Genomic DNA, 24,176 nt, shown 5'->3' with positions numbered 1-24,176 from the left:
AAACGACCTTTTCGCCGGTGGCTCGCGCAGCCACACGACCGCAATCAGCGCACACCGGATATTCAGGTCAAGGTGACCAAGTACTAGTAATACTAGTCGCACGTTGCCGGGTGGCTGTACATTCATTACCGCATAAGGGGGCCAAGAAGAGGGCAACTATAGGACACCTGCACAACTGCCCCAGACGGACTCTGGTCAGATGCCAGTTTCCTAGGCTTCCGCCATCGCTTGCTTGCGGACAGTCGCCATTCTTTGCACGATAGTGACCACACTGGCAAGGGCAAGAAGGATCAGGGTCGCGAAGAGCACCACTGCTGGAAGCCCCAGCCCAGTGAGCCCGGTGATGAGAAGCACCGAAGCTAAACGCTCGGCACGCTCGGCTATGCCAACGCTGGCTTGATAGCCCAGTGATTCGGCCTTTGCCCGTGCATAGGAAACCACCATGCCCAGTACCAGGCAAACGACGGCGGCAGTACCAATAGCTGGGTCCCCACCTTTGGTGAAGAACCAGATGGTCAGCCCTGCAAAGATGGCACCGTCCGCCAACCGGTCCAAGGTGGAATCCAGAAAGTTTCCCCAGCCGCCGCTCCGGCCTTGCAAACGGGCCATTATGCCATCCACGACGTCCGAGAACGCGAAGAATGCCACCACAACAGAGCCCCACCAGAGGTATCCCAGCGGATAGAGGACCAATCCGCCCAGTATGACCCCGGCCGTACCGGCCACGGTCACTGCGTCTGGAGACACGCCAATCTTGAGGAGCCAACGCGCCAAGGGTGTGAAAATTGAAGTGAAGAAACCACGCGCATGCCTATTGAGCATTCGACTCCCCCGGCCAGGCTTCAGCCACCAGTTTGCGGACCTCGTCGAGAGTCTGCGTGATGGCCTTGGTCTGGGCGATGATGGGGAAGAAGTTTCCGTCCCCACCCCAGCGCGGTACGACGTGCTGGTGGAGGTGCGCCGCAATTCCTGCTCCACCGGTGACACCCTGGTTCATGCCCAGGTTGAAGCCGCTCGGATTGGAAACCTTCCGCAGTACGCGCATGGCCGTCTGCGTTAGCTCGGAGAATTCCGCCGTTTCCTCCACTGTGATGTCCGTGTAGTCCGGAACGTGGCGGTAGGGGCAAATCAGCAAGTGGCCCGGGTTGTAAGGGAAAAGGTTGAGTACGACGTAGCAGGTCCTGCCACGATAGACGATGAGGGACTCTTCGTCGCTACGGGTGGGTCCCACACAGAACGGGCAGTCGTCCTTGTCCTTGAATTGGTCCTGTCCGCCTTTGATATAAGCCATGCGGTGGGGAGTCCACAGGCGCTGAAAAGCGTCCGGTACGCCTGCAAGGCCGAAGTCATCGGTTACTTCGGCGTCGCCCGGAAGGTCAGCTGCCGCGCCTGTGTTCTCCTGCACCGTCTATTGTCCGTTCCGTCAGCTGTCGCGGTTCTTGACGGCATCCACGATTCTGCGGACAGCCTCTGCCACGGGCACGCCGTTGTCCTGGCTGCCATCACGGAAGCGGAACGAGACAGCACCTGCCTCGGCGTCCTCCCCGCCCGCGATGAGGACGAACGGGACCTTGTCCTTGCTGGCCGTACGGATCTTCTTCGGGAAGCGGTCCGAGGAGATGTCCACTTCCGCCCGGATTCCCACTGCCTTCAACTGGTCCACGACGTCGAACATGTAGTCGTTGAACGCCTCGGCAACAGGGATGCCCACCACCTGGACGGGAGAAAGCCAGGCCGGGAAGGCGCCTGCGTAGTGCTCCGTGAGAACACCCATGAAGCGCTCCACCGAACCGAAGAGGGCACGGTGAATCATGACGGGACGCTGACGCGTTCCATCTGCTGCCTGGTACTCCAATTCGAAGCGTTCAGGCAGGTTGAAGTCCAACTGGATTGTGGACATCTGCCAGGTCCTGCCGAGGGCGTCCTTTGCCTGGACGGAAATCTTCGGCCCATAGAATGCTGCTCCACCCGGGTCCGGTACCAGGTCCAGCCCTGACGCCTCCGCAACCTCGGCGAGTGTGCGGGTTGCTTCCTCCCAGGCGGAGTCGTCACCCACGAACTTTTCCTCGTTCTTGGTGGAGAGCTCAAGGTAGAAATCGTCCAGGCCGTAGTCCTTGAGCAGGCCAAGGACGAAGTTAAGCGTGGTGGTGAGTTCGTCCTTCATCTGCTCTCGGGTGCAGTAGATGTGGGCATCGTCCTGTGTCATGCCACGGACGCGGGTCAGGCCGTGCACAACACCGGATTTCTCGTACCGGTACACCGAGCCGAATTCGAACAGGCGCAACGGCAGTTCGCGGTAGGACCGGCCGCGTGAACGGAAGATCAGGTTGTGCATGGGGCAGTTCATCGGCTTCAGGTAGTAATCCTGGGCGGGCTTGCGCACGGTGCCGTCTTCGTTGAGTTCGGCATCCACCTGCATCGGCGGGAACATGCCGTCCTTGTACCAGTCAAGGTGCCCGGAGACTTCGTAAAGGTGTCCCTTGGTGATGTGCGGGGTGTAGACGAATTCGTAGCCGGCATCCACGTGGCGCTGGCGGGAGTAGTCCTCCATTTCCTTGCGGATGATGCCACCTTTGGGGTGGAACACGGGGAGGCCCGAGCCGAGTTCATCGGGGAACGAGAACAGATCCAACTCCACACCCAGCTTGCGGTGGTCGCGGCGCTCTGCCTCGGCAAGGCGTTCCTGGTAGGCCTTGAGTGCTTCCTTGGTGGGCCAGGCTGTGCCGTAGATTCGCTGCAGTTGCTGGTTGTTCTGGTTTCCCAGCCAGTATGCGGAGGACGAGCGTGTCAGCGCGAACGCGTTGGAGATGATCTTGGTGTTGGGAAGGTGCGGTCCGCGGCAGAGATCGCACCAGACGCTGTCGCCGCTCTTGCGGTCCACATTGTCGTAAATAGTGATGTCGCCTGCGCCGACTTCAACGTTGACGCCTTCTCCGGCGTCGGCGGCGTCGTTCTTCTTGCCCAACAGCTCCAGCTTGTAGGGTTCGCCAGCCATGGCTTCGCGGGCTTCTTCTTCGGTGACCACGCGGCGAACGAACTTCTGGTTCTGGTTGATGATCTTCTGCATCATCTTTTCCAGCTGGCGCAGGTCTTCCGGGGTGAACGGCTCAGCGACGTCGAAGTCGAAGTAGAAGCCGTCCGTAATGTAAGGGCCGATGCCAAGCTTGGCGTCAGGCCGCAGCTGCTGGACGGCCTGGGCCATGACGTGCGCGGTGGAGTGACGGAGAACGTTGAGTCCGTCAGGAGATTCAATGGTGACACCTTCGACGTCGGCACCCTCGGTAAGGACCTGGTCAAGGTCCTTGAGCACTCCATTGACACGGGCAACAACGACGTCGCGGCGCTCGAAGAAGAGTTCCGCGCCGGTAGTCCCTTCCGTCACCTTGGTCTCTTCGCCATCGACGATGAGGGTGATCTGTTGGGCATCTGACACGGGTGTCTCCTATTCATAGTGAAGGCTTCATAGCTTGTGGCGTACGGGGACCACAGCCAGCCACCGTCAATCGTATCCGTTCCGACGAAGGCGGCCAAAGCAGCGCGCCGACGACCCGATTCAGCTCCCGAGGCCCGTGATGGCAAGGTTCCTGGAGATCCCTTCAAGGGGCCCTGAATGAGTGAATTCAGGCGGAAGCCCGACGCCGGGTGGCAGGACTTCGGCATACGGCAAAGTTTCCGGGCGGCTAAGGTCCCAGGCTTTGCTGGCACTGAGGCTGATTCCCTTGGGACCTGTTCTTCGCGTAGTTCCGCGGATCAGCAGAAGCCGGGTACCGAACAGAAGTGGACCCGATTCTTCCTGCGCTTCATGGAAGAAGACAGTATCCACGCAGCCTGTACCGTCGTCGATGCTGATGAACACCACGCGGCGCCCACCACGCATGGGAGGTGTCTGCGTTGCGATCCGGACACCGGCAACCAGTACCTCGGTACCGTTCCGAAGACCCAAGAGCTTATCCGCCGTGGTGACGCCAAGCTTGTCCAGCAAAGGCCTATGACTTTCCATCAGATGCTCACTCACGTCCACTGCCATGAGATCAAGCTCTGCACGCACGTTCTCCACCATGCTGGGCTCAGGTAATCCAGCAGCAAGATTCCGCAACTCCACATCACCAAGGGGTAGGGATAATTGCCCTTCAATGACGCCGCTGCCTTTCTTGGAGGGACTGCCCTGGAGCGCTTGCAGGTGCTGCACCAGATCGGCACGGTTTGCAGTTCCGCCGGCATCCCGGTGCAGGGCATCGAAGGCTCCGAGTTGGGCGAGCCTCTTGATATTCGGTTTGCTCACCCTGGCCCGGGACCTGAGATCCGCGAGGGAATCATATGGTTGACCAGCTACGATCCGCTTCAGCTCCGCTCCCGATAGTCCATATATTCCATTCAGGCTCAAGCGAATGCCGAGCTTGCCGGAATTCTGGCCTTCCTGGATTCTTTCCACCCTGTATTCAGCCTGGCTGCGATTAATATCCAAGGGCAAGATGGGAATACCCAAGCGGCGGGCTTCAGCAACCAGCAGCCGTTTGGGGTACATCCCGGGGTCGTGTTCCCACAGCCCTGCAAGGAACGCTTCAGGGTGGTGTGCCTTTAGCCACGCCGATTGATAGGTGGGCACAGCAAAGGCAGCTCCATGGGCTTTGCAGAAACCGAAACTGCCGAAGGCTTTGAGGGTTCCCCACACTTTGTCCACGACGTCCGGGGAGTATCTCTTGATCGCTTCCCGACGGAAATACCTCTCTACCTCAGGTTCGTGGAGCTCGTCACCCAAGGCCCTTCGAAACTCGTCTGCCCGGTCCAAACCACAACCTGTCATGACATGGAAGGTCTTCAGGATCTGCTCATGGAAAACCGTGACGCCATGGGTTTCCTGCAAAACGGGCTTCAGGTCCGGATGTGGATAGACCTCTGGTGCGAAACCATGCCGGTGTTCAAGGAACGGGCGGACCATATCCGACTTCATGGGGCCAGGGCGGAACAAGGAAATATCGATAATGAGGTCATTGAATTCCCGCGGCGCCATCTTCCCGATCAGCTCCCGCTGGCCAGGGGATTCAATCTGGAAGCAGCCCAAAGTGTGGGTACTGCGGATCAACTCATAGGTGGGCTCGTCGTCGAAAGGCACCGCGTTGAGATCAATCCTGCCGTCCGGGGCAATATAGTCCGGACCGGTGCCTCCCGCTTCCACCAGATGGTGGCCAGCCGCCACTACCTCCGCTTTGGACGGGTGCAGGCGGATAACTTCCCGCACCGCAAACGCCATGGCGCTTTGCATCCGCACACCCAGGACATCCAGCTTGAGCATGCCCATGGGATCCATGTCGTGTTTGTCGAACTGGCTCATGGGCAGCCCCAACCCGCTGGGCTGTACCGGGGTTCTGTCCAGGAGCGTGGCATCGCCCAGGATCACCCCGCACGGGTGCATGGAAATGTGCCGGGGAAGGCGGTCCAACCTTTCAGTGAGATCCACCAGTAGGTCCAACTGCTGGTTTTCCTCCATGCCCCCAGGCCCTTCACGGCCGGCCTCTACCCGTCCGGCAAATTCTCGGAGTTCAGGCTTTTCAACCAATGCCTCCCTGAATTTGCGCGCGGAGAACCGCCACAACTGCTTGGCAATTTCGCCGATTTCACCATCGTCCATGCCAAGAGCCATGCCGGCATCGCGGACAGCACCACGGGCCCTGTACCCGTTCTGCATGCTCATCAGCGTCACTCGTTCAGCTCCGAAGCGCTCGAAGATCTTCCGGTAGACGTTGTGCCGTTCGGCGCTTTCGACGTCAATGTCAATATCGGGAAGGGTGGATCGGCGACCCGAGAGGAAGCGTTCAAAAATGAGGTCATGCCGGATGGGATCCACTTGGCTGATGTCGATCAGATAGTTGACCAGGCTGGAGGCCCCGGAGCCTCTGGCAGCTACCCGGACGCCCATCTCGATGATCATCCTGGATACTTCCGCAACAGTGAGGAAGTAGGAGGCAAAGCCGAGTTTGTCGATGATCCCCAGCTCATGCTGCAACCGCGAGCGCATCTGTATTTCCGCATTGCCGTTGATGCCGGGGAATCGCCGGGTGATTCCTGCCTCGCATCGTTGGGTGAGTTCCACCATGGGGTCGCGTTCGATGCCGATGATGGAAGCTTCGGGAACAACGGGCTTTTTCCATCCCATGTCCAGGACGGGATCGATACGGCATTTGTCTGCGAGCGCTTCTGTGTTGGAGAGCAGTTTGTTCAGCCCCGCTGCTCCTTGCCCTGCCGCGCCCATGATTTCCTTGCCGAGTTGGAGCATTTGTTGGGCGTTTTTCAACCACCCCTGCCCAGTTGGTTGCAGCAGGCCGGTTGGTTGCAGCAGGGGGGTCGATGAGAGTTCAGGGAGGGATTTTAGGGTGCGCGCGGAGTCCAGGACGTCTGCGGTGGGGGCGCCGTCCTGGGCGCAGTAGCGGACGGCGTTGCTGAGGATGGCGGGGACGTTGTATTCGAGGGCGAGCTTGAGCATGCGTACGGCGTGGGCTGTGCTGAGGGGTTCTCCAGGAGCGCTGAGGTGGGATACGGCTTCGGCGACGATTGTCCCGGGCGGCATGGCGTCGATCCATTGTTTGAAGAGTGTGCGGGGCCGAAGATATTTCCGTCCTCCCATGGCGCGGCCTACATCGGAGTCCGGTCCTATGAGGACGGTCAACACGGGCTTGAGGGTTTGCGGGTCCAGTGTCCGCGATGCGAGTTCTGCCCTGGTTACGGCGACGGGCACTACTCCCCCGGCTTTGCCGGAGGTGCGGGCATGGGCGTCCGAAATGAGTCGGCAGAGGGCGCGATAGCCGGCGCCGTTGTTGTTGCCGTGGGCGAGTACGACGACGCGGCCCGCTACTTGGGTGCGGTGGTCGCCGTCGTCGTCGAATATTGCCAGGTCCACGCCGATGATGGGGTCGATACCGGCGTCCATGCATGCTTTGAGGTGCTTGATGGTGCCGTACAAGCCATCCCGGTCTGTGCAGGCGAGCGCTGTTGCGCCGTCTGCTGCGGCTGACTGGGCAAGTTCGTCCGGCCAGGAGACGCCGTAGTGGGCGCTGAAGGCTGTGGAGACGTGCAGGTGTGTGAAGCTCAAGGTTCAGGCGGCTTCGTCTGGTTCGACTGCTTGGGCCGGTGCGGCGTCGTGGATACGCAGGAGCCGCCAGCGGCCGCTGGCGAGATGGCGGACGAGGTCAAGGGTGATGGTTGGGCCGGGTTGCTCCTCGTCCTGCGGGCGATGGAGTTGGACCCGCCAGATCTCGTGGTCCACCAAGCCTGCGCCGCTTCCCAGTGGTGCCCGGCTTTCTTCTACCCACCATTGGCGTCGTTCATACCATCTGAGGGGTTCGTTGATGACGACGTAGCGGGTTCCTTTCCACTGGATTTCCTGCGGCTGGCCAACATCCGTGCAGATGACGTCCACGGACTCACTGAAAAGCCCCATATCCACACTCCTTGCCTGTGAGCATCGCCCTGGATCTAAGATCATCGCTAAATCATGATTCGAATGTATGTTCGAATATATCCAGTTTACGCCGCCCCTCCGACAAAACCTACTGGGAAGTTTTGCTCCCTCCGGGCGCCTTGGGCTTTCGATTGACAGCGGACTTCCGCTTGGCAGCAAGGTCGAGCAGCTTGTCGCGCATGGGTTGCGCACCTTCTGCGAGCGCCACGCGCATCATCAAGGATGAACCGATGCGGTATTGCTGGGTCCGAAGAACGCGCTGACGGTTGTAGGCATCGAGGGCCTGGTCCAGGGGCAGGGTGTTGACGAGCTTACCCAAGGCGACGGCGTCTATCAGCGACTCACAGGCGCCTCGCCCGAGGTTGGGAGCCATGGCGTGGGCTGCGTCGCCGATGAGGACCACATTGCCCCGCGAATAACGCCGCAGCGGCGGGGTGGTCCAAATGCGTTGTGCCAATGATGTTTCGGGTGTCGCTACTCGCAGGACATGCTGGATTCCCTGCGAGTGCCCGGCGTAGCGGCGGCGCGTCACTGCAAGGGCTTCGCCGACGTCAATTCCCTCGGGCCCCATCCCGGAGCGGAAGGATGCATACCAGTTGGTTCCGCCGCTTGAAGGGCCTATGCCAAAGAGGTCTCCGCGCCCCCAATACTCGCCTACGGTTTCACTGTCCGGTTCCTCGGCAATGACGCCTCGAACGGCGAGGTAGGGTGTCAGCTTGGCCGCACGCGATTGGCCCCACACGGAGCGCCTCACCATGCTGTGCACCCCATCCGCAGCCACTATCAAGTGGGCGTCGCTTGGGACCGCGTCCAGCTTTTCGATGCGTCGTTGGACTGTTGAGGGTACGGCTGAGTCGAGGAGCCGAAGGAGCGTGTGGCGTGCTGCGCCCACAAGGTTCTGCCCTTCCACACTCAGCCACGGCACTCCTATGGCACTCCGGAGCGCGCCACCCCTGATGACCGGGCTGTTTTCCCGGACGGCGCCAAGGATCCCCAATGAGGCCAGGGCCTCCTGGGCTTCGGGCCACATGGCCAGGGTCGTTCCTACTGCCGGGAGGCCGGCCCGCTGCTCGTACACAGTGACATGAAACTGGCTGGGATCAAGAGTTCCTGCCAAGGCGAGGCCTGCTATGCCACCACCGACGATTTCCACCTTTTTCATGATGCCAATGTACTACTACATTTGTAGTAATGGTGAGGTTAAAGACTAGACTTTCGCCATGCCTGACAGACGAACCGACCTTGCCGACGCGGCCCTCGCCGTGGTGGCCGCTAAAGGCCTCAAGGGACTGACCCACCGGGCCGTTGACGCCGAAGCCGGCGTGGCCGTCGGAACGACCTCCAATTACTTCCGCAACCGTGCCGCTTTGGTGGCTGCCGCCGTCGACCGCGTTGAAGAACGCGACTCGCTCCTGCTCCAGCAGCAGGGTGGATCTGTTCTCCCGACGTCGGTAACCGCCTTGGCGGAACAGCTCGCGGGAGCGCTGCTCCGGCTCGCGAATAATCACGCCGAACTGACCCGGGCACGATTCACCTTTGCCCTGGACCAACCCGAGGTGGTGGCCGCCGGGCACCAGAGGATGCTTTCAACTCTTGAACAGGTGCTCGATTCCATGGGAATTCCTGACCCAAGGGCCCGAGCAGAAGCGGTAGCGGACTACGGCGATGGATTGGCCATGCATCTCCTGACGGCACGCCGCGGCCAGGCGGTGGATCAACCGACAATCGCAGCCAACTTGCGGCGACTCTTGGAGGGATGAAGCAAAGGGGTGGACGCGGGCGGGTCCACAGAGCAGGATTGTGGCATGAGTACCAATGACGCACTCCTGAAGCAGGTCAGTATCTCCGCCGCAGATGACAACCTCGTTGCGAGATTCGAAATCGAAGGCAACATACCGGGCTCCGGCGCTTATGTCGTGGGCCTTGTTGCTGCCAGCGAGGACTATTCCTCCCAACGCAGGCTGGGCATTGAGTTCATGAATGGAGAAGCGATCTCGTTCTACTCCTTCAACCACTCACTCAGTGCCGAGGAAAACTATGACATCAAGGGCGTGGAACATTCTGGAAACGTGATCACCGGAAACTTTCCGATGTCCGCCATCCATGGACTCAGTAAAGGCCACGTCATGACGGCCTTCAGCGAGGCGGATGGCCGCGAGTTCCAAGCCGGCGTTCCGGTCACGGAAGCGCTCTAGCTAGAAAAGGCCCTCCACCGGCTCAATGAGTTCCGGTCCGTTGTTGCGGACATTGCCGACGGCGGCACCCACCGCGTCGAGCGTCCAGCTGGCAGCGGCGTCGTGCGCCTTTGACCTCACCAGATCCACGAGGCCGGCCGCATCATCTTCGCGCGGATTCAACCAGGCTTCCATCGTGTCCCTGCTCATGGGCAATGGAACGCGGTCATGCAGGGCAGTCAGCTCATCGAACACCGAGGCACTCCGCCGGGTAATGGCCGACTCGGCCGTCGGGGTGTCTGCCGTGAGAATCGACATGGACAGCAACCAACGGGCCGGATCATCATCAGACGCTGACTGGTCCCGCCACCATTCATACAACCCGGCAAACACCACACCCCCACCATCCGCAGGATGCACGTAATACGGCTGCTTGCTTTTTCCTTCGCCCTTCTTCCACTCGTAATAGCCATCGGCAGGAACAGCGCACCGCCTGGCCGCAGCAGCTTTTCGGAAGGACGGCTTCTCCAGGAGGGTCTCACTGCGGGCATTGATCAGGCGCGCGCCGCCTTTGGGATCTTTCGCCCACGAGGGCACCAAACCCCAGCGCGCAACGTGCAACTGCCGCTTCAGCCCATCGTCCACGAGCCTTTCCAGCACAATCGGAACAGCATCCGTTGGAGCTACATTCCACGATTTTTCGAGGGCGATCTCGTTTTCAAGTTCGGCATCAAAGTCAGCCAGCAGGTCCCCCACGGCACGGGCCATCACATAACGTCCACACATGGGAACAGTCTGCCGTGTCGTCTATGGACACACCAGCCCGGAATGTGACGTAACCCCGATTCCCGGCCTCACGGGAATTATTGGGCTGCAGGTTACGGTTGATACCAACGAATCACCTGTGGAAACGACCAATACTGAGGAGAGCTCTGTGGACTTCACTCCCGACTCCGGCACCATCACCATGTTCTCGACCACCTGGTGCGGCTACTGCAACCGCCTGAAGAAGCAGCTCGACGCCAAGGGCATCGGCTACACCGAGATCAACATCGAAGAAGTAGATGGCACGGCCGAACTCGTCGAGCAGCTCAACGGAGGCAACCGCACCGTCCCCACCGTCCTGTTCCCGGACGGCACCGCAGCAACCAACCCTTCTGCTTCCGAAGTAGAAAACCGCCTCGCAGCCTAAGGCATTCACTTCCGCTGTCCGGCCGCCGCCTCGAAAATCGGGGCGGCAGCCGGTTCAAGACGAATAATCACTGACTTCGACGCCGGCGTATTGCTGCCTTCCGCTGTTGAATCCAGCGGCACCAACACATTCGCTTCCGGATAATACGCAGTCGCGCAGCCCCTGGCACTGGGGTACGCCACTAAACGCAACTGGCGCAGCACACGGTCAACGCCGTCGTCGGCTTCGCTGTGCACATCCACATAGGCGCCGTCCTGGAAACCCAACCCCGCCAGATCCTCAGGGTTCACCAACAAAACCATGCGGCCCTTCTTGATCCCACGGTAACGATCATTCATGGAGTACGTGGTGGTATTGAACTGGTCATGGGACCGCACAGTCTGAAGGAGCAGTCTCCCCGGCGGTACTTCAATGGTTTCCAGGTCGTTGACAGAAAAAACGGCTTTCCCCGTTGCGGTGGGGAACGTCCGCGAATCCCTGGGGCCATGCGGAAGTACGAAACCGTCGCGCTCGCGGATGCGCACGTTGAAGTCCTCAAATCCCGGGACTACGTGGGAAATGTGGTCACGGATGGTGTCGTAATTACGCCTGAGGCCCGCCCAATCCACCGGAACCTTGTGGTCAAGGACCGCCTCGGCCATCCGTGTGACAATCGCCACCTCGGAGAGGACATCCGCAGCGATGGGTTCCAGCGGCCCTGCGGAGCGGTGCACAGCGCAGACGGTGTCCTCCACCGTGACAAACTGCTCAATCCCGTCCTGCTTGTCGATTTCGGTACGGCCAAGGGTCGGAAGGATCAGTGCCTGCTCGCCGCACACCACATGCGAGCGATTCAGCTTGGTGGAAATCTGTACTGAAAGCCTGGTCCGACGCACAGCCTGCTCAGCGACCGCGGTGTCCGAGATCGCATGCACCAGGTTCCCGCCCAGCGCGATGAGGACCTTGATCCTGCCATCACGCATTCCACGGATACTGTCCACCGAATCGACGCCCGCCTTCCGTGGCGGGTCAAAGCCAAACTCGTCCTGCAAGGCCTCAAGGAACCGCGGAGGCATCTTCTCCCAAATGCCCATGGTCCGGTCACCCTGCACATTGCTGTGACCACGGATCGGTGAGGGTCCGGCGCCCGGTTTTCCAATGTTGCCGCGGAGCAGAAGGAGGTTGATGATTTCCTTGATGGTGGGCACCGCCTTTTTGTGCTGGGTCAGTCCCATCGCCCACGTGATGATGACCTTGTCCGCGCGGATGTACCTGTCTGCGAGTTCATCGATTTCTGCGCTTCGCAGGCCGGTGGCCGCCAGAACGTCCCGTTCCTGCAAGGTTGCAAGGTGGGCAGCGAACCCAACAAAGCCCTGGCAGTGCTCATCGATGAAGGTGCGGTCCAGCACAGTACCGGGCGCCGCACTTTCGGCGTCCAGGACGCGCTTGGAAAGGGCCTGCAGCAGGGCCATGTCCCCGGCGAGCCGGATCTGCAGGAATTGGTCAGCCAGGTCCGTTCCCTTACCGGCGAGGCCGCGGACGCGTTGCGGGTTCCGGAAGTTGATCAGGCCAGCCTCGGGCAACGGATTAACCGCGACGATGGACGCACCCGCGAGTTTGGCCTCCTCCAGTGCCGTCAGCATCCGCGGATGGCAGGTTCCCGGGTTCTGCCCCATGATGATGATCAGGTCCGACTTGGCGAAGTCCGTGTAGGTGATGGCCGATTTGCCCACGCCGATGGTCTCGCCCATGGCTATGCCCGTGGATTCGTGGCACATATTGGAACAATCGGGAAGGTTGTTGGTCCCGAAGGCCCTGACGAATAGTTGGTACAGGAACGCTGCCTCGTTGCTGGTGCGTCCACTGGTGTAAAACGTGGCCTCATTGGGATCATCAAGGGCGTTCAACTCGCTCGCAACAATACCGAAGGCCCGCTCCCAACTGATGGGCGCATAGTGCTCCGCCCCTGCTGCCTTATACACGGGCTCCACCAACCTGCCCTGCTGCCCTAGCCAGTGCTCGGAACGGGACTCCAGGGAACTGAGAGGATTTTCCGCCCAAAACCCTGTGGGGATCCTCAGGGGCTCCGCCTCCCACCCGATAGCCTTGGCGCCGTTTTCACAGAATTCGGCGGCCTTGCGTTCCGGCGGATCAGGCCAGGCACAGCTCATGCAGTCGAAACCGTCTTTTTGGTTGACCGCTGTAAGGGTCTTCCATGCGCGGGACGGGCCCATATGGGCCATCGCGTGGGGAAGGGTTTCGCTGAGGCTGGGCAAACCGGCGGCGGACCTCTTGGGTTCGCTGACGCTCAAGTCGACGTCGGTATCCTGAATTGGGTGCTTCTTCCGGCCCATCATTCCACCAGGTTTCGTGGGGTTAGGTTCCTGTTCCCCTCAGCCTAAGCCCGGCCCCCAGCACGCTCAATGGCGGCGAAAGCCTCCTAGGCCAAGAGAGTCCGGAAATCGCCGTCCACCACGTGTGCGTAGCCGCGGTAAGCGTCAACCACAGCGTCCTCCACCGTTTTGACGTCCAAGTGGGGCAGCAGGTCATTTGCAGCACCGGCGGTAGCCGGATCCCAATCGAGGCCAAGTGCAGCGTAGCTCGCCGTCAGAACGTCACGGATAGGACCGGAGTTCTCCACCACAATCACGGAGCTGAACAGCCACCCTCCGGAAACCACCCGCTGGGCCGTTCCAATCAGCTTGACGCGATGGGCGGGAAACTCCGAGTTCTGCCCGTGCACGCTGAATTCCCCGGGGCAGTACTCCCCTGGAATCTCCCCGACGGCGGCGTGGACGCCGACGCTGCGAAGCGCACCAGCCAGCAACTCACCGAACTCCGCGAAGCGGGCTTTCGCACGGACGATCGCGTCAGGGTGCGGCTCAATATGATCAATCACCAAGGTGCCCTGGTGGTAGGCAGCCGCACGTCCACCGGCTTTCCGCACAAGTGGCTCGAAGCCGAGCTCCCGGCAAGCATCTTCGGCAGCCCTGAAGCCGGGCAGGTTCGCGTCGCGCTGGCCAAAGGCAACGGTGGGCTGCGGGCGGTACAAGCGCAGGGAGGGCCCCAGTTGCCCGCTGCGGGCCCGCTTCAGCAGCTCCAGCGCAAAATCAAGATCCTCTGCTGCACCGAGGGATTCCTCTTGACGGTAAACGGTGAGGTCACGGCGGGTGGATGCTCCGCCGTCGGGTTCGTTCCGTGCTTCGCTCATCAGCTATTCCTCAGCGTCAGGATTTGCTCGGCCCTGCCGAAAGGTCCGTTGATGTCATGGAGCACGCTGGACGTCAGGCCGATGCCATCGGCTCCGAAGGAGACTTTGTTGTCCAGCCCGAGCCACTCGCCAGAAGGCGCTCGGTACATGTGAATCTGCAGGTCCACGTTGGGGAAGATGTAGCTGTTCTCCCCTGGGGGAACCCGTGCCGCGATGCCATTGGCGGTGTCGACCAATCCCATGAGCCGGGCAAGATCACTGCTGTCTTCCTTGTCCGTCAAAGGATGCATGGTCCGGATCCACACCCTGCCCGAACCTGGCCGATGGCCTTCGCCGATACGCATTTCCAAGGAACGGATGTAACCACCGGGCCAGACGCTGGCACCATCCCACAGCTTGCATTCATCCGGCGCGGGCATCGGCTCGTCTTCGAACGCTGCTACAGCGCTGGTGTCGCTGGTGATCATGCGCCACGCTGCGGCACGGATGGCGACACGCCCTCCGGCGGAAAGCTCAGCCTGGATAAGTTCAATGGTTCGTCCCGGCCGCAAGGTTGAGGTGGTTACCTGGAACTCGCCGCCGGGGATCAACCCGAGGATCTCGTAGCTGATACGCGCCAAACGGACGTCCTCGCGCGGCTCATGCCTCTGGAGGGCGTCAGCCATGATGCCCGAGGCAGGGGCCATGTGTTGTTCGTGCGGATTCCAGGCACCTTGGGCATGAATCGTGGAGCGGTAACGGCCCTCACCCAACGATTCGTAGTAGAAGTTGCCCTCCGCCAGTTCCGGTAATGAAGTTGTCAACGCGAGCCTTTCGCCGATCCAGCAGTAGAACTCAGACCACTGTATCCGCTGATTTGGCAGCCGACCGACGCCGCCGGGCAACGACCACCCAGACGATCACGGCGATCACAGCCAGCACGGACAGCCCGGCACCGGCCGGCGACGCCGCCGCTACCGCAAGCCACGCCTCAAGTGCAGCGAGGCCGATAGTTGCGTACAGCAACGCCCAGATGATGGAGCCCCCGACGGCGGCGGGGAGATAGCGGCGCAGCGGCATCCGCGCTGCACCGGCGGCCAGATTAACGGCCGTCTGCAGGCCGATGGTCAGGAAGGAGAGCACGACGGCGTACGGACCCCAACGCTGAATGAGGGCTTGGGCCTGGGCTGCCCGGGGGCGTTGAAGCGACGCGCCGAAGCGGGTGTGTGCGAAGCCGGCAATTGCTCCTCGACCCAGCCAGTACGTGACATTGACGCGGATCATGACAATCGCGAACAGCGCCGCAAGCGCGACGCCAAAGGGCAAGCTCATGATCTGGTCCACGTGACTTAGGCTACCCTAAGCGTTGCTGGTTCCTGGACCAGGTCCCTCGGACAAGTACTCGGGACCACCAGCCAGGGTCGGCACAAGCGCACCTAGGATGAAGTCATGGATCTCCGCGATGCCGCCCAACAGTTGTACGCCATGCTTCCGCGTGAATTCACTGGGGAGCGGACAGCCTTGGCACGGCAAGCAAAGGAGGCAGGTGAGAAGGACCTCGCCAAGGAAATCGGCAGTTTGCCAAAGCCCGCTGCCGGCGCCTGGGCCATCAACATGCTTGCCGTCCACCAACCCGAGGTGATTGACGGCGTCGTGCGTTTTGGCGCTTCCCTCCGTGCAGCACAAGAGGAGGGAGATGCTGAAGCCTTCCGTGAACTTGGCCAGCAGCGCCAAGGCCAACTGACCTTGGCCGTGCACGCGGCAAAGGACCTGGCGAACGGGCTGGGAGCGCCACTCAGCGCGGCTGGCGCTGCCGATGTGGAGCAGACGCTTCGGGCGGCGATGGCCGACGCCGGGGCCGCAGCCGCGGTGGCGACCGGCAGGCTGGTGCGCGGGCTAAGCGGCAGCGGTTTCGAGTCCGTTGACCTGACAGACGCCGTCGCTGCAACAAATCCCGACGAGATCGCGGGTGTGGGCGAACCGCCAAAAGTGAAGCTGCCTGCCGAACCCAGACCGACCCCCCAGGGCAAGAAGAAACAAGAATCACACGCGAAAGAAAAAGCACCCGCGGAAGCGGCAACATCCCTGGCCGAACGCCGGGCGCAAAAGCGCCAGGCCGCGTTGGAAGAAGCCCGCACCGAGTTTGAGGCAGCCGATCAGGAAGCCACGGCGGCCGAAGAAGGCGCATCCAAGGCGTGGAATGTTGTCAAGGAAGTCGCAGGCAGGCGCTCGGATGTCGAGGCTGAGATTGCCAAAGTAAAGAAGCGTTTAGCTTCCCTCGAAGCTGAGCTGATCGGCATCACCCGGGACGCCGAAGCCGCTGAGTCGCAGAAGAAGCTGGCAGTCAGGACCGCCACCCAGCAACGACGCGTAGCGGACCAGGCCCGGCGGCGCGTCGAACGGTTGGCTTGACTAGTCCTTCTTTTTAATCGGCGACTTCTGCAGATTATGGGTTGCCGGGCCTTCCAGGTACTTGCCGTCGGGAGCGTATCTGGAGCCGTGCAAGGGGCAATCCCAGGATTTCTCGGCGTCGTTCCAGCTCAGCAAGCCTCCCAAGTGGGCGCAGCTGGCCGACACCATACAGACATTGCCATCAACGGTAGACACAGCTGCCGGTTCACCCTTGTAAAGCCCGACGACGCCGCTCCCCTCCGGGGGACGGGTCTGGTCCGTGATTTCCGGATTGCTCCTGACCCTGGCTTTGTCCTCGACCATGCGCTTGGCGACGCTGGCATTGAGGCGAACGGCTTCCAAAGCGCCCTGGGGCGACGTAACGCGGTGGTGTATGACCTTGGCCCAATCAGACTGGCCGCCCAGAATGTCCGAAGTAATGGACAACGCGGCAGCTACTCCGTTGCTCATGCCCCACTTGTTGTAGCCGGTTCCGAAGAAGATGCGGCCGTGACCCCGCGGCATCTTGCCGAAGAAGGGAACGAGGTTGGTTGGCCGGTAGTCCTGGGCAGACCACGTATGGGTGACCTCCGCGCCCGGGTAATGCTGGTTGGCCCAGCCGAGAAGGTCATCCAGGTGCGCCTTGGGTGAGGCTGCCCGGCCGCCGGTATGTCCATAGCCACCTACCAGCAACAACTCACCCTCCGGCGTCGGGTGGGTGCGTTGGGAACGCGTGGGTGGATCAATGCTCAAGTACATTCGGCTCGGTGGCTGGGTTTCGCCTGGAAGCCGAAGAGCCGCAGCGTATGACCGATTGGGTTCGAGCTTGGCGAAATAGAGTCCGCGGTCCAAGATTGGCGTGCCAGTAGCAATGACGACGGTGTCCGCGGTGAACGCCCCCTTTCGCGTGGATACTTCCACGGGAAGGTCAGAACCCACATCCTGTACCTGGACACCCTCAACAATTATTCCGCCGTGCTCCCGAATGTCCTTGGCGAGTGTCTCCAGGACTTCCATGGGGTGGATCTGCGCCTGGTCATCGAGTTCCAGTGCCTCAACCACAGGGAATGGCAGCCCGGGGTCACGGCTGAAGTGCACGTCCAAACCGGCGTCCCGTGAAACCGCAGCCTCCTTGCGAAGCCGCTGGCCGCCGTCGTCGGTGGTTGCGAACGTGACTGCCGTCCGGCGCTGAAAGGCGATGCCTTGCTCTTCCATATACCGCATCAGCCACGCCTGACCAGTGCGATTCGCCTCCACATAGGCTTGCACCACTTTCAGCGAGTACTGGCCACGCAGGGCCGAGAGTGCCCCTCCTTGCAGGAGGCTTAGTTTGCCCGTGGTGTTGCCGGTGGTAACAGCCCCCAAGGTCCGCGCTTCCAAGACCGCCACACGCTGACCGGATCTGGACAACAGCAGAGCCGTCACCATTCCTGTGAGCCCGGCGCCCGCCACTATTGTGTCGAAGTGCTTTTCTTCGGGGATTGCATCGGACGTGAAGCTGGATTCCCTGTCCAACCACAGCGATTTCATCGAACAACCTGCCTCTCAATTCACGGAATTGGCGCCTGGCATGTGTTGATGAAAACGGTAGGCCGGTGACCCAGCCTTATCAAGAGGTGTGTGCTGCGAGTTGCGCGGCGCGGCGGAGCCATGGATCCGCGTCCTGGGACCAGCGCTCCAGAACACGTGCGGCCCGTTCCTTAGCCTGTCCTTCGAGCCTGACGAGCAGGGGTTTGACCACGTCCACCGCCAGAGGACCTGCCAGTTCCTCCGTGCCGGACTGCCTGATGAAGCCCTCAATGCGGGTCAGGTCCGTGTTGACCAGGATCCCCACTTTGGTTTGCAAGAGCACCACCGCAGCGAGCCGGCGTTCAAAGACCGGCTCATCCCACAGTTCCGAACTCAGTGCCGTGATGTCGTCATGGCTGAGGTTCTTGAACTTGTTCAAGGCATCGCGCACAGTTCCCCGGACAGCACCAATGGATGCGCCATACACCTTAAAGCTCTCGCCCAGGCGCCATCTGGCTTCCTCGGCCTTCTCCCACGACGACTCACGCTGGAGCGTGTAGTCCACGAACTCGGCGGCTTCACTCACGCGTCTATTTTGTCAGTGCCTCCTCCTAGCGTGACGACAACAGCAATCGACAGGAGACACATGCCGTCCCAAGAGCTCGCAACAGAACCCGGGAAAACAACAGCGTCGTTTCCAGGCGTTCCGGCTGCCTCCTCCATGCCGGACTGGTACCCCAGCTTGCTCGACACCGTGGCCCAGGAGGTCCGCACCGGCCGCACGCGCGCTGTGGCGGCTGTCAACAGCGAGTTGTTGAATTCGTACTGGAGCATCGGGCGGCAGCTCGTCGAACGCGAGTCGCAGCAAGGCTGGGGCGCCAAGGTGGTCACGCGCCTTTCCGCCGACATCCGAAACCGTTTCCCCGAAGCGAAAGGCTTCTCCCCCAGGAACCTGCGGTACATGAAAAGTTTCGCCCAGGCCTGGCCGGACTTCCCAATGTTGCAAGCGCCGCTTGCAACATTGCCCTGGTACCACCAGATCGCGTTGATGGAAAAGCTCGACGACGCCGCCACGCGGCTTTGGTACGCCGCGGCGGCCGCACAGCATGGATGGTCCCGCAACGTCCTGGCGCACCAGATCGCCACCCGCTTGCACGAGCGGTCAGGGCAGGCCATTACCAACTTTGCTTCCACCATGGTGCGGGCGGACTCTGACCTGGCGCAGCAGGCCACCAAAGATCCCTACGTTTTCGACTTCCTGGCCATGACAGATCGGCACACGGAACGGGATCTGGAGGTGCAATTGGTGAAGCATGTGGAGAAATTCCTGCTCGAACTGGGCCAAGGCTTCGCGTTTGTCGGCGAGCAGGTCCGGCTGGACATCGCCGGCGACGAATTCTTCGCGGACCTGCTCTTCTACCATTTGAAATTGCGCTGCTACATGGTCATTGAGCTGAAGGCTGTGAAGTTCGAGCCCGGATTCCTGGGCCAGTTGGGCATGTACATGGCTGCGGTTGACGACCTCATGGCTCACCCGGACGACAAACCCACCATCGGCCTGTTGCTCTGCAAAGAGAAGAACAGCGTGGTTGCCGAATACGCACTGCGTGGCTTCAACGCTCCGGTGGGGATCGCGGAGTGGCGAACCTCTCTGGCTGACTCCTTGCCTGATGAGTTGGTGGAAAGCCTGCCCAGCATCGAGACCCTGGAGGCCGAGTTGGCCAGGCGGGACGGTGTCCTGCCGGACTGACCTCAGACGTTTTCCTTGAACCAAGCCAAGGTGTCGTTCCAGGCAGCCGTAGCCTGGGCCTCGTTGTAGCGGTCGCTTGTGTCGTTGTGGAATGCATGGTCCACACCCGGGTACACCTTGATTTGGTGCTTAACGTGCGTTGCGTCCAGGGCGTCCTTCAACTGCGGCATGGAACCGGTGATCCGCGCGTCTTTTTCAGCGTAGACACCAAAAACGGCGGCTTTGATGTTGGGCACCTTCGCAGGGTCCGGGGCTGGGCCGTAGAACGCGGAGGTTGCCTTCAGCCCCGGGATCTCGGTCGCTGCCTGCCAGGTGATGCCTCCACCAAAACAGAAGCCGACCATGGCAATGCGGCCCTTCTCCACGAAATCCTGGTCGTTCAGATACTCGAATGCAGCTTGGAAGTCGCCAACGTGCCGCTGGGCTCCTGCCTTGGTGAGCGCACCCGGGACAGCGTCTGGATCCATTGATGCGGTGCCACCCTCCCTGCTGAGGAGATCCAGCGCCAAAGCTGCGTAGCCTTCCTTGGCAAAACGCCGGGCGACGTCCTGGATGTGGGGCGTGAGGCCGCGGTTTTCGTGACAGATCAGGACGGCCGGGCCCGGCTTAGCGTTCTCGGGTCTGGCAAGGTACCCGCTGATCTCAGTACCTCCGGAAGTGAACTTCACCGGGCCTGTTGTGAGGCCCACCGTCCCTTCCGGTACCGTCAGCGGACTCTTTGCGTTGGGGACCGCTGTGGTGTTTCCCGACCTTGCTGAGGCCGTGGGCATTGGGTCCCCTATTTTTGGCACCTCGTCCGGTGTACAGCCCACCAGGGTCATAGCCGCCGCAGCCGCGGTCATGCTTCCCATGATGAACGCCACGCGCCTGGTGAAGGTCCCGTGGGACAGGTCGCCCGAGCGGTAATCGTCGTAGAACTCTTCGATCAAGTACTTTTCAAACTTCTCAAGCTTAATCATGGCGAGCCTCCGGACGATGTCGAATATCTTCCCCGGTTTTACAGACGGGGACAAGGACGAGATGGTTCGATGCTTCATCAGATATAAGGTGAACACCAGAAATTGACTCGTACCCAATGAAATTTGGAGGCCCAATTGGCGGTTGTGTGGGGCATCCACAACGATGCTTTGTCCAGCGAACTTCTTGAGCAGGGATTCGTCAGCATCGGCTGGACTGGCATCTCAGACATACGTTCCATCGGCGATGACAGAGAAAAACTTAAGCGTGCCTTGGAAGTTGCCTATCCAGATGCAAAAGCTGGCGCCTTCCCGGTCTGGGCAGGGATACTACGCCGTTTTGCTTTCGAGATGAAGGAGGGCGACGTTGTCATCGCACCGAACCGGGCAGACAGCACCCTGAACTTCGGCGTGGTAACCGGCAACTACACCTACCACCCGGATGCGCAAGTTCACCCGCATCGCCGCGCAGTCCGATGGGTCGAGACGGGCGTCTCACGGGGCTTGTTTCCGCAGAAGGCACTTTACGAAATCGGCTCTGCAATGACACTTTTCCACGTCAAGAAGAACGTACAGGTGTTCTTGGACTATCTCGACTCTGGATCAGTGAAACCACCTTCAGCGTTATCTTCTGAGGTGACCTCGGAGGCTGTCGATGAATGGGTAGAAACGGAACCCAGCGCAGCAAGAATTGATCAGTTCACGCGCGATTTCATATTAAAGACGCTCCTTGAAGAGCTTAGCCATGAAGAATTCGAACACTTCACAGCCGATCTCCTGCGGGCCATGGGTTACCAAGCTCGCGTGACCCCCTATTCATCGGATGGTGGGGTCGACGTCATTGCTCACAGGGATCCCTTGGGTTTGGAACCGCCGCTGATCAAAGTACAGTGCAAGCACACTAGCGCCCAACAGTCTCGCCCGGATATCCAGAGACTGAGCGGCACGCTGGCGCACGGTGAGCTGGCACTCTTCGTCTGCCTTGGCAGCTACAGCAAGGACGCGGTTGGATACGAGCGAGAGCGTCAGAACATGCGATTGATGACTGGGGCGGACGTCGTAAAGCACACGCTTGAAAACTATGAGAAGCTCGCCCCGCGGTGGCAAAATCGTATGCCCCTGCGCCGCGTCTATGTGGTAGATCGTTCGAACGAAGGGCATTAAGAAGTTACTGAGCCCCCCTTGGGCCGCTGACGCTAAATTGTCAGTGCCTGCTGCGAGAGTAAGGACATGAAGCAGATCGGGGAAAGACAAGCGGAGACAACGCCGTCAACCGCGTCTCTTCGTGCCATCTCCCGAAGTGTGGCTCAGCCGGACACTATCAGTGGCGATCTGATTGGTCAGTTGCGGGTCCTGGAGGAGATGAAGTCGGCCATCACCGGATTGCAGGCGCAGATTGCTGTGGCTTTTGATCTAGCGCAGCGAGCCGAGCAAGCCGAAGCCGGCGTCCCCGCGGCGGAGCGTGGCAAGGGCGTGGGTGCGCAGGTGGCTTTGGCGCGGCGGGAATCACCGAACCGTGGCTCCAAGTTGTTGGGGCTTGCCAAAGCTCTAGTCACGGAGATGCCGCGCACCTTGGCAGCGTTGAGTTCGGGAAAGCTTAACGAATGGCGGGCCACACTGCTGGTGAAGGAAACAGCCTGCCTCAGTGCTGGAGACCGAGCCTCGGTGGATGAAGAGCTCGCCCCCGACACCGGTACTTTCGACGGTGCGGGAGACAAGGCCATCATCGCCGCCGCGAAGGCTGCCGCATACCGTCGTGATCCGAGGTCAGTGGCCCAGCGGTCCAGCCATGCCGCCGGCGAGCGGACGGTTAGTCTGCGTCCTGCACCGGACACCATGACGTATCTGACCGCGCTGCTTCCTGTAGCCCAGGGCGTTGCGGTGTATGCCGCGCTGACCCGGACGGCCGATTCTGCCCGCTCCAGCGGCGATCCTCGAAACCGTGGGCAGGTCATGGCAGACACCCTTGTTGAACGCACCACAGGCACACCCGGCGGGGTCTCGGGCGTCGAAATCCAAGTCGTTATGACAGACCGTGCCCTCTTTCAAGGCGACAGTGAACCGGCCAGGCTCCAGGGCTACGGAATCGTCCCTGCTCCCTGGGCTCGAACTCTGATTGGCGCAGGAGAATCCACAACCCGGTTAGGGACTAACCCAGCAGCCAGTCAAAATCAGGACTTCAAGGTCTGGCTCCGACGGCTCTACACCGCGCCGAGGAGCGGTGAGCTGTTGGCCATGGACTCAAGGGCCCGGATCTTCCCACCGCGACTCAGACGCTTCATCGAAGCCCGCGACCACAGCTGCCGCACCCCCTACTGCGACGCGCCCATCCGGCACATCGACCACATTGTGCCCTGGCATTCCGGCGGGACCACCACCCTGGCCAACGGCGCCGGACTTTGCGAAGCCTGCAACCACACCAAGGAAAACCGCGGCTGGACCGCACAACCCCTACCCGCAGACGCACACGCCCCTAGAAATCAGGACACCCACAGGACACAGCTACCGCTCAACCGCTCCCCCGTTGCCCGGGTACGCACGAACTAGGCGTCCTGACTCCTCAGACGAAGGCGGCCCATAGGTACTGGGGGGGGTAGAGCTCTCCATGCCGTCGCCAGTTTTTCACAGTAGGCAGACGGAACTCAATCCTCAGGCGCCCCCTCCGGCGCGTCAGCTGCGTCTCGCTTCCGCGACTTGAACAACCCGGCGACTCTTCCGTTCGCTGCACCTGTGGCCCCGGCCAGAGCGCCGCCAAGGCCCTTGACCGCAACGAGGGCCTGTGGCGCATCAGGGATTCCGTCGACGTCCACGGCGCGGAACGGGGCGGGACACGGCTGCGGCGGCGCCTGCTACCCCTGGTCCCACAGCGGTGGCACCGGTGGCTACCCCTTCGCCAACGGTGCTGGCGGTCCCTGTGATCCAGCTTCCTGTGGATTTCGCAGCATCCTCCAGAGCTGCGAGCGCCCGGTTGGGCTCCATCTCCCGGTCATCGGCGTCTGAGGACTTGTTCTGGATAACCAAGTGCGCAGGGAACTCATCCGGCACCTCAGGAAATGCGGCCCGAGCTGCCACGACAACGTCCCGGCCGAATACGAATCTGCTGACCCCTCCGGTCAGCGCGCCCACACCATATTCGACCACGGACTGTTGTTTCCCACTCAAACTTTCTCGAACGGTGTCCAACTGTCCGGTCTGGATGGTCCGGACGAGGCTTTGGGCTGCCCCACTCGGCAGGGTGTCCGCGAGAGTAGTTGCCCAGTGGGACCAGTCACCACTGGCAGCGGCGAATTTGTGCCCAACTGCCACCACGCCTTCGGGGGATGTCTTGGCGACGTCTTTGGCCATGGTCGCAATTTGCTCCTGGCTAGGGACAACCCTCTCCGCCTGGCCGTAGACTACGCCTTGTACGAATGCCCTGGCTCGATGGAGACGAAACAGCGGGCGAACCGCATGTCGTCAGCTTTCTTCGGCATCAGAGTTCGAGTCTCCAAGAAGGCCTTCGAGACTAGCCCGCCCTACACTTGCATAATCAGCGCGGGGGATGAAACCAGGTACCGTTCCTTGATAGGCCACCTTTGC

The 24,176-nt window shown here is 61.0% G+C and carries 22 protein-coding genes; 7 read left to right on the top strand and 15 right to left on the bottom strand.

Features of this window, described 5'->3' with window-relative positions:
• Positions 1 to 210 precede the first annotated feature (210 nt).
• The 6 genes from pgsA to KSW38_RS14015 all read right to left on the bottom strand — a co-directional run bounded on the left by pgsA (position 211) and on the right by KSW38_RS14015 (position 8,618).
• Entirely contained in the window at positions 211 to 822 is a 612-nt protein-coding gene (pgsA, locus tag KSW38_RS14040) for a phosphatidylinositol phosphate synthase (protein ID WP_216925532.1), read from the bottom strand.
• Positions 812 to 1,405 (bottom strand): HIT family protein, encoded by a 594-nt coding sequence (locus KSW38_RS14035; protein ID WP_216925531.1) that lies wholly within the window; start codon positions 1,403 to 1,405, stop codon positions 812 to 814. Before KSW38_RS14035 ends, pgsA begins: the two co-directional genes overlap by 11 nt.
• A gap of 18 nt (positions 1,406 to 1,423) precedes the next feature.
• The gene (thrS, locus tag KSW38_RS14030) at positions 1,424 to 3,433 is read right to left on the bottom strand and encodes a threonine--tRNA ligase (protein ID WP_216925530.1); all 2,010 of its coding nucleotides are present in this window, start codon (positions 3,431 to 3,433) and stop codon (positions 1,424 to 1,426) included.
• Positions 3,434 to 3,553: 120 nt separating this feature from the next.
• A complete protein-coding gene (locus KSW38_RS14025; RefSeq protein WP_216925529.1) occupies positions 3,554 to 7,087 on the bottom strand; it encodes a DNA polymerase III subunit alpha in 3,534 nt (1,177 codons plus the stop codon).
• A 3-nt stretch (positions 7,088 to 7,090) separates the two neighbouring features.
• Entirely contained in the window at positions 7,091 to 7,435 is a 345-nt protein-coding gene (locus tag KSW38_RS14020) for a DUF6504 family protein (RefSeq protein WP_216925528.1), read from the bottom strand.
• A gap of 109 nt (positions 7,436 to 7,544) precedes the next feature.
• The gene (locus tag KSW38_RS14015) at positions 7,545 to 8,618 is read right to left on the bottom strand and encodes an FAD-dependent monooxygenase (RefSeq protein ID WP_216925527.1); all 1,074 of its coding nucleotides are present in this window, start codon (positions 8,616 to 8,618) and stop codon (positions 7,545 to 7,547) included.
• 58 nt (positions 8,619 to 8,676) lie between these two features.
• On the opposite strand from KSW38_RS14015, the gene KSW38_RS14010 reads away from it, so the two are divergent.
• Positions 8,677 to 9,216 carry a TetR/AcrR family transcriptional regulator gene (locus tag KSW38_RS14010; RefSeq protein WP_216925526.1) on the top strand — a complete coding sequence of 180 codons (540 nt, stop codon included), beginning with the start codon at positions 8,677 to 8,679 and terminating at the stop codon, positions 9,214 to 9,216.
• A gap of 45 nt (positions 9,217 to 9,261) precedes the next feature.
• Entirely contained in the window at positions 9,262 to 9,651 is a 390-nt protein-coding gene (locus tag KSW38_RS14005; protein ID WP_216925525.1) for a hypothetical protein, read from the top strand.
• Here the strand turns inward: KSW38_RS14005 and KSW38_RS14000 are convergent, their stop codons facing one another.
• Positions 9,652 to 10,398, bottom strand: coding sequence for an SOS response-associated peptidase (locus KSW38_RS14000; RefSeq protein ID WP_254186518.1), 747 nt, complete (start codon positions 10,396 to 10,398; stop codon positions 9,652 to 9,654). It lies immediately after the preceding gene.
• A gap of 166 nt (positions 10,399 to 10,564) precedes the next feature.
• Between KSW38_RS14000 and KSW38_RS13995 the strand changes: the two genes are divergently transcribed.
• Complete coding sequence (locus tag KSW38_RS13995) at positions 10,565 to 10,822, top strand: mycoredoxin (RefSeq protein WP_017197512.1); 258 nt, start codon at positions 10,565 to 10,567, stop codon at positions 10,820 to 10,822.
• Positions 10,823 to 10,827: 5 nt separating this feature from the next.
• On the opposite strand, the gene KSW38_RS13990 is transcribed toward KSW38_RS13995, so the two are convergent.
• From KSW38_RS13990 to KSW38_RS13975, 4 genes are all read right to left on the bottom strand, one after another.
• A complete protein-coding gene (locus KSW38_RS13990) occupies positions 10,828 to 13,155 on the bottom strand; it encodes an FdhF/YdeP family oxidoreductase (RefSeq protein ID WP_216925651.1) in 2,328 nt (775 codons plus the stop codon).
• Positions 13,156 to 13,241: 86 nt separating this feature from the next.
• Complete coding sequence (locus KSW38_RS13985; RefSeq protein WP_216925523.1) at positions 13,242 to 14,012, bottom strand: lipoate--protein ligase family protein; 771 nt, start codon at positions 14,010 to 14,012, stop codon at positions 13,242 to 13,244.
• Positions 14,012 to 14,815, bottom strand: coding sequence for a thioesterase family protein (locus KSW38_RS13980; RefSeq protein ID WP_216925522.1), 804 nt, complete (start codon positions 14,813 to 14,815; stop codon positions 14,012 to 14,014). The genes KSW38_RS13985 and KSW38_RS13980 overlap by 1 nt, the downstream gene beginning before the upstream one ends.
• A gap of 31 nt (positions 14,816 to 14,846) precedes the next feature.
• Positions 14,847 to 15,335 carry a DedA family protein gene (locus KSW38_RS13975; RefSeq protein WP_216925521.1) on the bottom strand — a complete coding sequence of 163 codons (489 nt, stop codon included), beginning with the start codon at positions 15,333 to 15,335 and terminating at the stop codon, positions 14,847 to 14,849.
• A gap of 105 nt (positions 15,336 to 15,440) precedes the next feature.
• On the opposite strand from KSW38_RS13975, the gene KSW38_RS13970 reads away from it, so the two are divergent.
• Positions 15,441 to 16,403 carry a hypothetical protein gene (locus KSW38_RS13970; RefSeq protein ID WP_216925520.1) on the top strand — a complete coding sequence of 321 codons (963 nt, stop codon included), beginning with the start codon at positions 15,441 to 15,443 and terminating at the stop codon, positions 16,401 to 16,403.
• On the opposite strand, the gene KSW38_RS13965 is transcribed toward KSW38_RS13970, so the two are convergent.
• Together KSW38_RS13965 and KSW38_RS13960 are read right to left on the bottom strand one after the other, a co-directional pair.
• Positions 16,404 to 17,912, bottom strand: a complete 1,509-nt coding sequence (locus tag KSW38_RS13965) for an FAD-dependent oxidoreductase (RefSeq protein ID WP_216925519.1) — start codon at positions 17,910 to 17,912, stop codon at positions 16,404 to 16,406.
• A 79-nt stretch (positions 17,913 to 17,991) separates the two neighbouring features.
• Positions 17,992 to 18,477 carry a DNA alkylation repair protein gene (locus tag KSW38_RS13960; RefSeq protein ID WP_216925518.1) on the bottom strand — a complete coding sequence of 162 codons (486 nt, stop codon included), beginning with the start codon at positions 18,475 to 18,477 and terminating at the stop codon, positions 17,992 to 17,994.
• Positions 18,478 to 18,537: 60 nt separating this feature from the next.
• Here KSW38_RS13960 and KSW38_RS13955 point away from each other — a divergent pair, with 60 nt between their 5' ends.
• Positions 18,538 to 19,641, top strand: coding sequence for a PDDEXK nuclease domain-containing protein (locus tag KSW38_RS13955; RefSeq protein ID WP_216925517.1), 1,104 nt, complete (start codon positions 18,538 to 18,540; stop codon positions 19,639 to 19,641).
• A 2-nt stretch (positions 19,642 to 19,643) separates the two neighbouring features.
• On the opposite strand, the gene KSW38_RS13950 is transcribed toward KSW38_RS13955, so the two are convergent.
• On the bottom strand, positions 19,644 to 20,600 hold the full coding sequence (locus KSW38_RS13950) for a dienelactone hydrolase family protein (RefSeq protein WP_216925516.1): 957 nt from the start codon (positions 20,598 to 20,600) through the stop codon (positions 19,644 to 19,646).
• 123 nt (positions 20,601 to 20,723) lie between these two features.
• On the opposite strand from KSW38_RS13950, the gene KSW38_RS13945 reads away from it, so the two are divergent.
• Together KSW38_RS13945 and KSW38_RS13940 are read left to right on the top strand one after the other, a co-directional pair.
• Positions 20,724 to 21,761: a restriction endonuclease gene (locus KSW38_RS13945; protein ID WP_254186492.1), complete on the top strand. Its 1,038-nt coding sequence runs from the start codon at positions 20,724 to 20,726 to the stop codon at positions 21,759 to 21,761.
• Between the two features lie 66 nt (positions 21,762 to 21,827).
• Entirely contained in the window at positions 21,828 to 23,144 is a 1,317-nt protein-coding gene (locus tag KSW38_RS13940; RefSeq protein ID WP_428982389.1) for an HNH endonuclease, read from the top strand.
• A 240-nt stretch (positions 23,145 to 23,384) separates the two neighbouring features.
• Here KSW38_RS13940 and KSW38_RS13935 read toward each other — a convergent pair whose 3' ends face one another.
• Positions 23,385 to 23,942, bottom strand: a complete 558-nt coding sequence (locus tag KSW38_RS13935) for a hypothetical protein (protein WP_254186491.1) — start codon at positions 23,940 to 23,942, stop codon at positions 23,385 to 23,387.
• Between the last annotated feature and the right edge of the window lie 234 nt (positions 23,943 to 24,176).

Origin of the sequence: Paenarthrobacter aromaticivorans, from assembly GCF_019038615.1 — a bacterium.
GTDB lineage: Bacteria > Actinomycetota > Actinomycetes > Actinomycetales > Micrococcaceae > Arthrobacter > Arthrobacter aromaticivorans.
Note: the sequence above shows the minus strand (reverse complement) of the source record. Positions and strands in the feature narration are given on the sequence as shown.